The 12,365-nt window shown below is 46.8% G+C and carries 15 protein-coding genes; 14 read left to right on the top strand and 1 reads right to left on the bottom strand.

The genetic code is table 11. From position 1 onward, the window contains the following. Positions 1-67 precede the first annotated feature (67 nt). From flgA to L1D23_RS08300, 13 genes are all read left to right on the top strand, one after another. Positions 68-865, top strand: coding sequence for a flagellar basal body P-ring formation chaperone FlgA (gene flgA / locus L1D23_RS08360; protein WP_239865490.1), 798 nt, complete (start codon positions 68-70; stop codon positions 863-865). 150 nt (positions 866-1,015) lie between these two features. After that, on the top strand, positions 1,016-1,297 hold the full coding sequence (gene flgM / locus L1D23_RS08355; RefSeq protein ID WP_239865489.1) for a flagellar biosynthesis anti-sigma factor FlgM: 282 nt from the start codon (positions 1,016-1,018) through the stop codon (positions 1,295-1,297). A gap of 18 nt (positions 1,298-1,315) precedes the next feature. Next, positions 1,316-1,759: a flagellar protein FlgN gene (locus tag L1D23_RS08350; protein ID WP_239865476.1), complete on the top strand. Its 444-nt coding sequence runs from the start codon at positions 1,316-1,318 to the stop codon at positions 1,757-1,759. Beyond that, on the top strand, positions 1,756-2,448 hold the full coding sequence (locus tag L1D23_RS08345) for a lytic transglycosylase domain-containing protein (RefSeq protein WP_239865474.1): 693 nt from the start codon (positions 1,756-1,758) through the stop codon (positions 2,446-2,448). The genes L1D23_RS08350 and L1D23_RS08345 overlap by 4 nt, the downstream gene beginning before the upstream one ends. Positions 2,449-2,716: 268 nt before the next feature. Continuing rightward, a complete protein-coding gene (gene rsxA, locus L1D23_RS08340; protein ID WP_006963066.1) occupies positions 2,717-3,298 on the top strand; it encodes an electron transport complex subunit RsxA in 582 nt (193 codons plus the stop codon). Continuing rightward, positions 3,298-3,882, top strand: a complete 585-nt coding sequence (rsxB, locus tag L1D23_RS08335; RefSeq protein WP_239865472.1) for an electron transport complex subunit RsxB — start codon at positions 3,298-3,300, stop codon at positions 3,880-3,882. Before rsxA ends, rsxB begins: the two co-directional genes overlap by 1 nt. Positions 3,883-3,890: 8 nt before the next feature. Beyond that, positions 3,891-6,563: an electron transport complex subunit RsxC gene (gene rsxC / locus L1D23_RS08330; protein ID WP_239865470.1), complete on the top strand. Its 2,673-nt coding sequence runs from the start codon at positions 3,891-3,893 to the stop codon at positions 6,561-6,563. Next, positions 6,563-7,609 carry an electron transport complex subunit RsxD gene (rsxD, locus tag L1D23_RS08325; protein WP_239865469.1) on the top strand — a complete coding sequence of 349 codons (1,047 nt, stop codon included), beginning with the start codon at positions 6,563-6,565 and terminating at the stop codon, positions 7,607-7,609. Before rsxC ends, rsxD begins: the two co-directional genes overlap by 1 nt. Before the next feature lie 8 nt (positions 7,610-7,617). Next, the gene (gene rsxG / locus L1D23_RS08320) at positions 7,618-8,253 is read left to right on the top strand and encodes an electron transport complex subunit RsxG (RefSeq protein ID WP_239865465.1); all 636 of its coding nucleotides are present in this window, start codon (positions 7,618-7,620) and stop codon (positions 8,251-8,253) included. Continuing rightward, positions 8,246-8,938 carry an electron transport complex subunit E gene (locus tag L1D23_RS08315; protein WP_239838116.1) on the top strand — a complete coding sequence of 231 codons (693 nt, stop codon included), beginning with the start codon at positions 8,246-8,248 and terminating at the stop codon, positions 8,936-8,938. The genes rsxG and L1D23_RS08315 overlap by 8 nt, the downstream gene beginning before the upstream one ends. Positions 8,939-8,971: 33 nt before the next feature. Next, positions 8,972-9,613: an endonuclease III gene (gene nth / locus L1D23_RS08310; RefSeq protein ID WP_239865463.1), complete on the top strand. Its 642-nt coding sequence runs from the start codon at positions 8,972-8,974 to the stop codon at positions 9,611-9,613. 12 nt (positions 9,614-9,625) lie between these two features. Continuing rightward, positions 9,626-10,042: a lactoylglutathione lyase gene (gene gloA / locus L1D23_RS08305; RefSeq protein WP_239838114.1), complete on the top strand. Its 417-nt coding sequence runs from the start codon at positions 9,626-9,628 to the stop codon at positions 10,040-10,042. 117 nt (positions 10,043-10,159) lie between these two features. Beyond that, the gene (locus tag L1D23_RS08300) at positions 10,160-10,597 is read left to right on the top strand and encodes a DUF2753 domain-containing protein (RefSeq protein WP_239865461.1); all 438 of its coding nucleotides are present in this window, start codon (positions 10,160-10,162) and stop codon (positions 10,595-10,597) included. Here the strand turns inward: L1D23_RS08300 and L1D23_RS08295 are convergent. After that, positions 10,594-11,475 (bottom strand): OmpA family protein, encoded by an 882-nt coding sequence (locus L1D23_RS08295; protein WP_239865459.1) that lies wholly within the window; start codon positions 11,473-11,475, stop codon positions 10,594-10,596. The genes L1D23_RS08300 and L1D23_RS08295 overlap by 4 nt on opposite strands. A 205-nt stretch (positions 11,476-11,680) precedes the next feature. Between L1D23_RS08295 and rnt the strand changes: the two genes are divergently transcribed. After that, positions 11,681-12,340, top strand: coding sequence for a ribonuclease T (gene rnt / locus L1D23_RS08290; RefSeq protein ID WP_239865457.1), 660 nt, complete (start codon positions 11,681-11,683; stop codon positions 12,338-12,340). Positions 12,341-12,365 lie beyond the last annotated feature (25 nt).

Below are 12,365 nucleotides of genomic sequence, written 5' to 3'. Positions count from 1 at the left end.
TTAAAGTCGACTCGAATAAGGATGAATAAGACAAGATGCATGCCACAAAAATAACAAAACAAAATCAATGATTTACAAAAAAGAAAGGAAATGTCATTTCCGCATTACGGAAGTATTAAAAAGCCAGAGGAACCGAATTCTTTCCCCTCTATATTGGGCAGCATTGATCAGTGCCATGATATCCAGCCAAGGCGTATTAAGCCGTGAAAATACCAGTGCCAAGCAGGCTATTATTCAGGCCGTTGAAACTAACTTTAAACAGCAGGTCCAAGCTCAAGCCAACAGCAGAAACTGGGGAGACTATCAACTCGATTATGATCTTCGCGTCCCTGATGCTGCCAAGCACCTGCCTATGTGCCCAAAACCACTAAGTATTGCTGGTATCGATAACAAAACACTCCCTGTCGGTAACCTAAAACGGTCTGTTAGCTGCGATGTACCTTCCGTGGAATGGCGAATCAATGTCACCATCAAATCAGCACTGACTCTCAAGATGGTCGTGACCAAAACAGGCATCAATCGAGACCAAGCGATTTCACCCATGAACCTTAAGCTTGAAAAGAGAACCCTGAGTCGGGAGCAAGATTTCTTTACCCAGCTCTCTCAAGTCTCCGGCATGGTTGCCTCTAGGCGCATACGCTCAGGCCAGATATTAGATCCAAGAAAATTAGCGTCCACGCCTTTGGTCGCGAAAGGTAATCAAGTGGTGATAACCGCCTCCAAAGACGGATTTACTGCATCCACCAAAGGTGTCGCCCTTGAGCAAGGAACGCGTGGTGAACAAATTGATGTACAGAACAGTTCTTCAGGAAAAGTCATTAAGGCTGTGGTTACTGGACTGAATCAGGTACAGACCCAATTCTGATTTTTGGACTCCGGTTATCATTTTCGCTGTTTATGACTCGTAAAGAGATAATCATTTCAGGTAGATATAAAAAAGTGATTACTTTGACTTAATGTTTCGCGCATCATGGTCGCACTTAACCTGTAACCACGATGACTAAGGAACCCATTGATGAAAATCGACAAAGTTGCAGGCGGCCACGTACCTCAAACCAGCCTAAACCAAGCTTCTAAGAAACCCGCACAATCTTCGACTGCTCAACCGATTTCAGAAGCTATGGTCAACACCAATACTGCTGCAATCGACAAAGCACAGGCAGAAATGCAATCACTGCCTAACGTAGATATGGAAAAGGTGGAATCAGTCCGTAATGCACTGGTAAAAGGCGAGTTAGCACTGGATACCAAAGCGCTATCTCAAGCAGTGCTTCAATTCCATACTGGTCACGAGTAACGCAGGCTGGAGTTCAATATGGCATCTGAAACCTCTCGCGTGATTCAGCGTTTTCTCACCTCAATAGGCGATGACATCAAGTCGTATCGCCAATTAGCGACACTGTTGCAAGAGCAAAAATCGCTGTATCTGTCTTTTGATGCAGCGAAGCTCAATCAAAATCTTGCCGAGCAAAAACCATTGCTTAAAAAGCTTGATCAACATGCCAGTGAACGTAGCCAGGCCATGAAAGCTTTACGGCTGACTAGCGATCAAGCCGGTATTAGCAAACTTTTTTCTGTATTACCGCCGTCGTTATCAAATAAAGTTCATGCACAATGGCGTGAGCTAGAATCTCTGGTGAAACACTGTCATGCTCTCAATCAAGAGAATGGTCAAAGCTCTGCCAGCTTCCATGAGCTGATGTCCCATATCACTCAGCCAAGCCAAGATACCTATGAAGAGCAGCCATCGTTGAGATGATCAATGTTCGCAGTGGTTGGAAAGGGGCATTGGGCAAGCTCTTGTCGGTTTATCTTTGTACTGTATACCCTCTCAAGGCCTCACCTTTACCTACTGAATTTGAGCAAGAATTGGCAATTCTGACTCCCTATAAAAAACACATCGAGCGACGTTTAACGGTTAATCGACCTCTAATACAGGATATCGCTCAGCAGTTGTCATCACACTCTTTGCCACTACAACTCATATTGCTGCCCATGCTTGAGTCCTCCTATGATCCTAAAGCTGTCTCTCATGCCAATGCAGCAGGGTTATGGCAACTTATGCCAGCCACGGCACAACGCTTCGGCCTTAAAGTTGATGCCAGCCAAGATCAACGATTTGACATTCAAACCAGTACGAAGGCAGCTATTGAATATTTGGCGTTTTTGCACAATAAGTTTGATGATTTGGCACTCACCCTTGCGGCCTACAATGCGGGCGAAGGCCGAGTATCCAGGGCTATAAAACAAGCTGGCAGCAGACAATTCTCAACACTCGCTCTTCCTTTGGAAACAACGCAATATGTACATCGATTTTATGCCCTGCGCAGCTTGATTCCGCTAGAAAAACTATTAGGCCAGCAGCCTAATTCACTGTTTTTATTTGGAGAGTTAAGCCAATCACCGCTTATCGATCTTTCTCCTCTGCCACCACTCATCACTTTGTAAATACTCAGAGCTTCATCTGACAGTTTATTAAATCCGTCTGCTTTTTTTATTCTCTCAAGCTATTAACAGGCTAACCTTAATACCCAAGAGCTCTAAAAATCCCCCTACTTTATGACGGTTTTTACAGGTTTAAGCACGAATTTACTCCGAGATCGAGAATATCCCGTATAATTTTCATTCAACAATACAAAACCCTAGCTTTACTTGGTTGTTATTGACTCAGCAAAGCAGGATAATATCGGGATCGGATTCTCTTAAATATATAATTATGACCGAATATCTTTTGTTGCTGGTCGGCACAGTGCTGGTCAACAACTTTGTACTGGTAAAGTTTTTGGGCTTATGTCCATTTATGGGTGTTTCCAAGAAACTGGAAACCGCAATCGGAATGGGGTTGGCAACTACGTTTGTCCTGACCTTAGCTTCAGTGTGCTCATATCTTGTTGAAAGCTATATCCTAGAGCCTTTGGGGCTAGAATATTTGCGTACCATGAGCTTTATTTTGGTAATCGCCGTGGTGGTTCAGTTCACCGAAATGGTGGTGCATAAAACCAGCCCAACACTCTACCGTCTGCTAGGGATTTTCCTACCGCTGATCACAACCAACTGTGCAGTACTAGGGGTCGCCCTACTTAATATCAACGAAAACCACAATTTCATCGAATCCATTATTTATGGATTTGGTGCAGCGGTCGGTTTCTCACTGGTGCTAATCCTCTTTGCATCCATGCGTGAGCGTATCGCAGCGGCAGATGTGCCTGCGCCATTCAAAGGGGCATCGATCGCAATGATCACCGCCGGCCTGATGTCGCTAGCCTTCATGGGCTTTACTGGACTGGTGAAATTGTAATGAGCGCGATTCTTATTGCTGTATTGGCCCTAGCAGCACTCGCTGCCCTATTTGGCGCCATATTAGGCTTTGCCTCGATCCGCTTTAAAGTGGAAGCGGATCCGATTGTTGACCAGATTGATAACATTTTACCTCAGACTCAGTGTGGCCAGTGTGGCTACCCTGGGTGTCGCCCTTATGCAGAAGCAATTGCCAATGGCGACGAGATCAACAAATGTCCCCCGGGCGGTCAGGCCACCATCGAAAAGCTGGCTGACCTTATGGGCGTTGAAGCAACAGATTCGGCTCACGATCTGGACAATAACGTCAAAACCGTCGCATTTATTCATGAGGACATGTGCATTGGCTGCACTAAGTGTATTCAGGCTTGTCCGGTTGATGCGATAGTTGGCGGTACAAAAGCCCTTCATACGGTGATCAAAGACGAATGCACCGGTTGTGACCTGTGTGTCGCACCTTGCCCAACGGACTGTATTGAAATGATTCCTGTAGAAACCACTACAGCGAGCTGGAAGTGGCAACTGGACGCCATTCCTGTTGTTGATATTACCGATTCTGCCAAGCCGCAGAATGGCGTGAATTAAGGACTGGTATGCTGTCACTCATCGAACAAATTAAGTCAGGCGCACTTTGGGATTTTCCTGGGGGCGTCCACCCAGCGGAAAACAAAAAACAATCCACCAAGAGTCAGGTTGCTAGGGCAAGTATTCCACAAGAAATCGTTCTGCCCGTAAAGCAGCACATTGGTAAACCGGGCTCGATCACCGTAGAAGTTGGCGAGCAGGTACTCAAAGGTCAGCCGCTGACCAAGTACGATACTAGCTTCATGCTACCGGTTCATGCACCAACATCAGGTAAAATCACCGCGATTGAACCTCGCACCACCGCGCATCCATCCGGTCTAGCTGAAACTTGTATCGTCATTTCTCCAGATGGCGAAGATCGCTGGATTGAACGTAAAACCCAGAACGACTTTACCCAATCCACACCGGACGAATTGATTGAGACTATTCGTCAAGCTGGCGTATCCGGTATGGGCGGTGCTGGCTTTCCAACCGCAAAGAAGATCCAAGCAGGACTCGCTCGTACAGAAATCCTGATTGTTAATGCGGCCGAGTGTGAACCTTACATCACCGCTGATGACATGTTGATGCAAGAAAATGCTGATGAAATCATCAAGGGCATCGAGATTGTTGAACATATCTTAAAGCCTAAGCTGACTATTATCGGCATTGAGGATAACAAACCTCAAGCCATCAAAGCGTTAGAACAAGCCGCACAGCACAAAGACATCATCATTCGCGTCATTCCCACTAAATACCCATCAGGTGGTGAGAAGCAACTGATAAAAATTCTGACTAACAAAGAAGTACCGGCGAATAACATTCCGGCTGATATTGGTCTACTAGTGCAAAATGTCGGTTCACTGCAGGCCATCAAGCGTGCTGTGTGTGACGGCGAACCGCTGATAGAGCGTATTGTTACCCTGACGGGGAACACGTTTAAGCAACCACGTAATGTCAAAGCATTGATCGGGACCCCTGTACAATCGCTGCTTGATGAATTTGGCTACAAAGCCGATAAAAAACTGCCGCGCCTAATCATGGGCGGCCCTATGATGGGCTTTACGCTTCCGCATGCCAACGTGCCTATAACCAAAACGGCTAACTGTATTCTCGCCCCAACTCGTAGAGAAATCTCACCAGATCAGTACGAAATGGCGTGTATTCGCTGTGGCCAATGTGCTGAGGCCTGCCCGGCATCTCTACTACCTCAGCAGCTTCAATGGCACGCGAAAGCTGAGGAATACGACAAATGCGAAGAGCTCAACCTTAAAGATTGTATCGAATGTGGTGCCTGTGCCTTTGTTTGCCCAAGTGAAATCCCACTGGTGCAATACTACCGCCAAGCCAAAGCCGAAATACGTACTCGCAAAGAAGAGTCTGAAGCCGCTGAACGCGCTAAAATCCGCTTTGAAGAGAAAAAAGCGCGACTTGAGCGTGATAAAGCAGAACGCGAAAATCGATTTAAGAAAGCAGCGGATGATCGTCGCAAAGATATGAAGAAAACCGGTGGTGATGATGCTATTGCTGCTGCCATTGCGCGTGTAAAAGCGCAGAAATCTGAATCGAAGTCGGATGAACCTGCAGTGAAACCCGTAGTAGCTGCCGCCATCGCAAAAGCAAAAGCCAAGCAAGCGGCTGCGATGCAAGCAGGTGATACGGAGCCAGACAACTCTGAAATGGCAAAACTGCGTGAAGAACGCAAACGTCAGGCAAGAGAGAAAAAAGCTCAGAAGACTCAAGATGCTACGCCAGCCACTTCATCCGATGATAAGAAAGATGCGGTTGCAGCTGCTATTGCTCGTGCCAAAGCACGTAAAGCGCAGCAAGAAGGCAAATCTGAACCCGTCACCGCAGAGCCTGAAAACACCGAAGTAGCCGCAGAAGACCCGAAGAAAGCTGCGGTGGCTGCTGCTATTGCTCGAGCTAAAGCACGCAAAGCGCAGCAAGAAGGCAAACCGGAACTCGTCACGGCAGAGCCTGAAAACACCCAAGCAGCCGCAGAAGACCCGAAGAAAGCTGCGGTGGCTGCTGCTATTGCTCGTGCCAAAGCTCGTAAAGCGCAGCAAGAAGGTCAGTCAGAATCCGTCACTGCCGAGCCAGAAAGCTCAGAATTAGCTGCAGAGGATCCAAAGAAGGCTGCGGTGGCTGCTGCTATTGCTCGAGCTAAAGCTCGTAAAGCACAGCAAGAAGGTCAGTCAGAATCCGTCACTGCCGAGCCAGAAAGCTCAGAATTAGCTGCAGAGGATCCAAAGAAAGCTGCGGTGGCAGCCGCTATTGCTCGAGCTAAAGCACGCAAAGCGCAGCAAGAAGGCAAACCGGAACCCGTCACGGCAGAGCCTGAAAACACCGAAGCAGCCGCAGAAGACCCGAAGAAAGCTGCGGTGGCTGCTGCTATTGCTCGAGCTAAAGCACGCAAAGCGCAGCAGGAAGGTAAGCCGGAACCCGTCACCGCTGAACCGGAAAACATTCAAGCTTCCGAAGAGGATCCAAAGAAAGCCGCCGTCGCGGCCGCTATCGCACGCGCCAAAGCACGCAAAGCGCAGCAGGAAGGTAAGCCGGACCCCGTCACCGCTGAACCGGAAAACACTCAAGCTTCCGAAGAGGATCCAAAGAAAGCCGCCGTCGCGGCCGCTATCGCACGCGCCAAAGCACGCAAGGCTGAACGCGAACAGAACAATAAATTTGAGGAGAACGAGTAGTGGCCTTTTTCATTGCCAGCTCACCCCACGCTCATAGTCGCAGGAGCACACCCAACTTAATGAAATGGGTGGCACTATGTGCTTTACCCGGATTATTTGCTCAAACTTACTTTTTTGGTTGGGGAACGTTAATTCAACTTGGCTTTGCCATCATTCTTGGGCTTTTGCTTGAAGCTGGTGTCATGTTGGCTCGCAAGCGTCATCCTATGTCCGCTTTACGGGATAATAGCGCAATTGTTACGGCTTGGCTGCTTGCTGTGGCTATCCCTCCTCTATCCCCTTGGTGGCTAATTACTATTGGCTTAATTTTCGCTATTTTGATTGCTAAACACCTCTATGGCGGTATTGGGCAGAACCTGTTTAACCCAGCAATGGTCGCTTACGTTGTACTCTTGACCTCTTTCCCAGTACAGATGACCAGTTGGATTTCACCGATGGAACTTCAACCGACAGCCGTATCTTTCGGTGATGCTTTTTCGCTGATTTTTGCAGGATTTAACCTTGATGGCCTATCACTCCAGCAGATTCGAACAGGTGTTGATGGCGTCACCATGGCCACACCACTAGACGCGTTCAAAACGGCATTACGTACAGGTAACACTGCTGCGGAAGTTCTCCGCCAGCCTCAGTTCAGTGGTTTAGCTGGTATTGGTTGGGAATGGGTTAATCTGGCTTATCTCGCAGGTGGACTGGTACTGATAAAATTGAAAGTCATTAACTGGCACATCCCTGTTAGCTTCCTTGTCGGTTTGACAGTAATGAGCGGCCTATTTGCTATCGTAACTCCAGCAGAGACAGCATCCCCACTGCTCCACTTGCTATCAGGTGCTACCATGCTGGGTGCCTTTTTTATTGCCACCGATCCTGTCTCTGCATCCACCACGGTGAAAGGTAGGCTGATTTTCGGAGCTTTTATTGGCGCAATGGTTTTCATCATCCGTAGTTGGGGCGGTTTCCCTGATGGCGTCGCTTTCGCTGTGCTGCTTGGTAACATGTGTGTGCCTTTGATCGATTACTACACCAAACCTAGAACGTACGGGCACTAAGGAGCAATATGTTAAACGCGATTCGCAAGAACGGTGTAATACTCGCGATTTTCGCCTGTGCTTCAACAGGTGTCGTCGCACTCACTCACTACTTAACTAAAGAGCAGATCAGTCAACAAGAGCAAGCCCAGTTGTTGTCTGTGCTCAATCAAGTGATTCCACAACAAATGCATGACAACAGCTTGTATAAGTCCTGCACCATGGTCACAGATCCTGCACTTGGTACGGATGCTCCAATGCCTGTTTATATGGCGAGTAAGAATGACGAACCCACCGCATTGGCAATCGAGGCCATTGCGCCGGACGGTTATAACGGAGCGATCAAAATTATCGTCGGTATTAAACAAGACGGTACAGTGCTAGGTTCACGGGTACTGGCTCATCAGGAAACGCCGGGGTTAGGCGATAAAATCGACTTGCGTGTCACTGATTGGATTCTGAGTTTTGCTGGTAAAAAACTCACACCTGAAAATGAAGCTGACTGGAAGGTGCGCAAAGATGGTGGCCAATTCGATCAATTTACTGGTGCGACAATTACCCCAAGAGCAGTCGTCAAAGCGGTCAAAAATACCGTACAATTTGTAAACGACAATCGCGCACAAATCCAGAACCAACCACTTAATTGTGGAGGCAACAATGAGTGAACACAAAACACTGATTAAAAATGGTATGTGGGACAACAACCCCGCCCTGGTTCAGCTACTAGGCCTCTGTCCATTGTTGGCAGTCTCTTCAACCGTAACCAATGCTTTAGGTTTGGGTATCGCCACTTTGCTGGTATTAGTAGGGTCCAACGTCACTGTATCTTTAGTGCGTGACTATGTGCCAAAAGAAGTGCGTATCCCCGTCTTCGTGATGATCATTGCCGCTCTGGTGACCTGTGTTCAACTGCTGATGAACGCATACGCTTACGGCCTCTATCTCTCTTTGGGCATTTTCATTCCTCTTATCGTGACCAACTGTATTATCATCGGTCGTGCTGAAGCTTTTGCCTCTAAAAATGCCTTATTACCCTCGGCTCAGGATGGTTTCTGGATGGGCCTCGGAATGACTAGTGTTCTGGTCGTTTTAGGTGCGATGCGTGAAGTGATCGGCAATGGTACCTTATTTGATGGCGCTGACCTGTTGCTTGGCAGCTGGGCAAGTGCCCTGCGCATTGAAATATTCCAGTTTGATAATAGTTTTCTGCTGGCACTTCTTCCACCCGGAGCTTTTATTGGCGTTGGGTTACTCATCGCACTGAAAAACATCATAGATAAACAGCTAGAAGCTCGTCAGCCAAAACAAGAAAAACCGACCATTGAACGCGCTCGCGTCACGAATCAGTAATGTCTGGTCTACACACTGGAAAGCCGCTTCAAAATGAATAAAGAAAAACGAGTACAAATACTGGAACGTCTAAGGGCAAATAACCCTAACCCTCAGACTGAGCTCAACTGGAGTACCCCTTTCGAACTCTTAATTGCCGTGCTCTTATCCGCTCAGGCAACAGATGTGAGTGTCAACAAAGCAACCGACAAGCTTTATCCGGTTGCGAATACGCCACAAGGAATATTCGATTTGGGCGTTGATGGCGTCAAAGAATACATAAAGACCATTGGTCTGTTTAACTCAAAAGCGGAAAACGTCATCAAGACTTGCCGTATTCTGCTGGATAAACACAATGGCGAAGTCCCTGAAGATCGAGCCGCATTGGAAGCTCTACCTGGCGTCGGTCGCAAGACTGCCAATGTGGTACTGAATACCGCTTTCGGCTGGCCAACTATTGCTGTAGACACGCATATCTTCCGTGTCTCTAATCGCACTAAGTTCGCGATGGGCAAGAATGTCGATCAGGTGGAGGAGAAGTTACTCAAAGTCGTACCCAAAGAATTCAAACTCGATGTACATCATTGGTTGATTCTTCATGGGCGCTACACCTGTGTTGCACGCAAGCCGCGCTGCGGTAGCTGTATCATTGAAGATTTGTGTGAGTTTAAAGAGAAAGTTTACCCAGAAAACTAGGAGAGCAAAGCAATGTCAAACGGGCGTATTTTACACACCATGCTACGAGTGGGTGATTTAGAAAAGTCGATCAAGTTTTACACAGAAGTAATGGGAATGCAGTTGCTGCGTACCAATGAAAATAAAGAGTATGAATACACTCTCGCTTTCTTGGGTTACGGTGATGAATCTCAAGGGGCAGTCATTGAACTGACTTACAACTGGGGTACCACAGAGTACGATCTGGGCAGTGCGTTTGGCCATATCGCGATTGGTGTCGAAGACATCTACCAAACTTGTGATGCGATCAAAGCAGCTGGCGGCAATGTGACTCGCGAACCGGGCCCTGTCAAGGGAGGCACGACTCACATTGCTTTCGTCAAAGACCCTGACGGCTATATGCTCGAGCTAATCCAAAACAAACAAGCATCTGCTGGCCTTGAAGGGTGATCACCTCCAGTACTGACTCGATAGGGTGACACTCTGTTACCCTATTATTTTTCACTTTACATGATAATGGTTATCATTTAATCTCCAGATATTGTGAACTTGGAGAGTGAGAAAACAATGGGCGTCGCCGAGTGGGAAAAACACACGTTACTGGCTGATATCGCAATGAATGATGCTGATCATCTGCGTAGCATTCTTCACTACCAACAAGCGTTAACATTAAGCGAACGAATTAGTGACTCAAGTGAGATCGACGTTGAAGAGCGCCTGATGATTTCAGTGATTTCCTGCCATAATATGGCTTCGTTTTGGCGCACGATGGGCGATACCAAGTATGAACTGAAATATCTTCAACTTGCTTCCGAAAAGGTGCTGACACTAGTACCGCAATGTCCAAACCACCATTGTGATGCCTTTGTCGACTCTATGGGTTGCTGTAAAAAAGCATTGATTGAGTTCATGAAAAGACACCCAAACCCCAAAATAGCCAAACTTGTTCAGGACATAGACACCGCCACTAACTGTAATCTCATTGCAAGGTTTCGTCTAAATTAAACCTGCGTCCGCCCCAGTGATATCACAACTCGACGGTTTTTATCTTTGCCTATTGGTGAAGAATTGTCATCGACAGGGCGACGACGGCCATAGCCTTGAACCTGAATTCGGTCTTCTGGTAAACCTAAAGATTTAAAGTAGTCACGTAATACTTCAGCACGCTGCTCTGATAAGTTTTGGCTAGCACTTTTACTTTCATCATTGGCAGTGTAAGTCGACACCAAAACTAAATCGATATCTTGGTTATGACGAATGTATTCGGCAATCTGCGCCAAACGTTTTTGTGACGCTTTGTTCAGCTGCACACTTGAACGGTCATAATGCAAAATAGTAAAAGCAATGTCTTCAAAGCTATACGGCAATAAGTTGGCGATACAATCGCTAAATGCATTGTAGGAACGCTGAAATAACACGGAAGATAATGCCACTTCTATGCGCTGATCACGGCTTTGCCATTCCTGATAACTGAAAGTGGGATAGCGCCCTTTCTCCAATTCAGTCAGAATACTCCACGCTGTTTGTCCACCGACATAACCATCAAATTGCTGAAAAAAGCGAATATTGGTGATACGCTCCGAGCTGTCACCAGGGCGCCAGACTGGAGGCATAGATACCAACGAAACATCACGGGTTTTACCCATTGGACGTTTCATCTTCAATTCGAAATCAAGATTGATTTTTTTGCTGGCATGAGAAGAAAATACTGCGTCACCATAATTTGGAATCGGATGTACCATTCGACACTCCAGTGGCGTGTTTGCAATCATCTGCCACTGCGATTGCTGAGGCTTAGCAACATAACGAACATCCATTGCCGATACTGAACTGGCAATAGAGGTAAATAGTAACGTTAAGCTAGTGGCTAACAGTCTCTTCATGGGGTACGGATTCTCTTACTCAATACGGCGCAAAGTTGCCGCTAATACTTCTACAACACTTAGGAATGCAAAAACCTCGCCAAAAAGTCTAAGCATATTTTCACACCTATCAATAAGCATTGAGCATTATTAATTCGCCAATCCGGTTTGTCTTACCTTGAGAATCTGCAATAATGCTGCCCTTGTCACATAATACTAGGCCAACATGACTGTAGAAAACGAAGCATTGACGCTCAAAAAACGATTTCGTGGCTATTTCCCTGTCGTTATTGATGTAGAAACAGCAGGCTTTAACGCTAAAACGGATGCACTGTTAGAAATCTGTGCCGTCACTCTGAAAATGGACGAAAATGGCGATCTTCAGCCCGCTTCTACCATACATTTTCATGTTGAGCCTTTTGAAGGAGCAAACCTTGAGAAGGAAGCTCTGGATTTTAATGGCATTCGCGATCCTTTCAGTCCACTACGTGGTGCAATACCTGAATCCGAAGCCCTAAAAGAAATTTATAAGCTTGTGCGCAAAGAACAAAAAGCGGCCGATTGCAGCCGTGCAATTATCGTCGCTCATAACGCAACTTTCGATCATAACTTTGTGATGGCCGCCAGTGAGCGTAGCAAGCTAAAACGAGTCCCTTTCCACCCCTTTGCTACCTTTGACACTGCTACACTAAGCGGACTGGCTTATGGCCAAACTGTGTTAGCTAAAGCGTGCAAAGCTGCTGGGATGGAATTTGACAATAAAGAAGCCCACTCTGCCCTTTATGACACACAAAAAACGGCAGAACTCTTCTGCGGCATCGTCAACAAATGGAAAGCTCTGGGTGGCTGGCCACTTGCTGGTGAAAGCATTGAAGACAATAACTAAAAAAGCAAACACAACAAACGAGTAA

Source organism: Vibrio sp. Isolate24 (assembly GCF_022398215.1).
GTDB lineage: Bacteria > Pseudomonadota > Gammaproteobacteria > Enterobacterales > Vibrionaceae > Vibrio > Vibrio coralliilyticus_A.
The sequence above is the reverse complement of the archived record's forward strand: the minus strand, read 5'-3'. Positions and strand labels throughout refer to the sequence as shown.

Coding starts and splice junctions, on each gene's coding strand:
- L1D23_RS08345 (WP_239865474.1), top strand. CDS start 1,756: ATGATCAATGTTCGCAGTGGTTGGAAAGGGGCATTGGGCAAGCTCTTG.
- L1D23_RS08315 (WP_239838116.1), top strand. CDS start 8,246: ATGAGTGAACACAAAACACTGATTAAAAATGGTATGTGGGACAACAAC.
- L1D23_RS08300 (WP_239865461.1), top strand. CDS start 10,160: ATGGGCGTCGCCGAGTGGGAAAAACACACGTTACTGGCTGATATCGCA.
- flgA (WP_239865490.1), top strand. CDS start 68: ATGATTTACAAAAAAGAAAGGAAATGTCATTTCCGCATTACGGAAGTA.
- L1D23_RS08350 (WP_239865476.1), top strand. CDS start 1,316: ATGGCATCTGAAACCTCTCGCGTGATTCAGCGTTTTCTCACCTCAATA.
- nth (WP_239865463.1), top strand. CDS start 8,972: ATGAATAAAGAAAAACGAGTACAAATACTGGAACGTCTAAGGGCAAAT.
- rsxA (WP_006963066.1), top strand. CDS start 2,717: ATGACCGAATATCTTTTGTTGCTGGTCGGCACAGTGCTGGTCAACAAC.
- flgM (WP_239865489.1), top strand. CDS start 1,016: ATGAAAATCGACAAAGTTGCAGGCGGCCACGTACCTCAAACCAGCCTA.
- gloA (WP_239838114.1), top strand. CDS start 9,626: ATGTCAAACGGGCGTATTTTACACACCATGCTACGAGTGGGTGATTTA.
- rsxB (WP_239865472.1), top strand. CDS start 3,298: ATGAGCGCGATTCTTATTGCTGTATTGGCCCTAGCAGCACTCGCTGCC.
- L1D23_RS08295 (WP_239865459.1), bottom strand. CDS start 11,475: ATGAAGAGACTGTTAGCCACTAGCTTAACGTTACTATTTACCTCTATT.
- rsxC (WP_239865470.1), top strand. CDS start 3,891: ATGCTGTCACTCATCGAACAAATTAAGTCAGGCGCACTTTGGGATTTT.
- rsxG (WP_239865465.1), top strand. CDS start 7,618: ATGTTAAACGCGATTCGCAAGAACGGTGTAATACTCGCGATTTTCGCC.
- rnt (WP_239865457.1), top strand. CDS start 11,681: ATGACTGTAGAAAACGAAGCATTGACGCTCAAAAAACGATTTCGTGGC.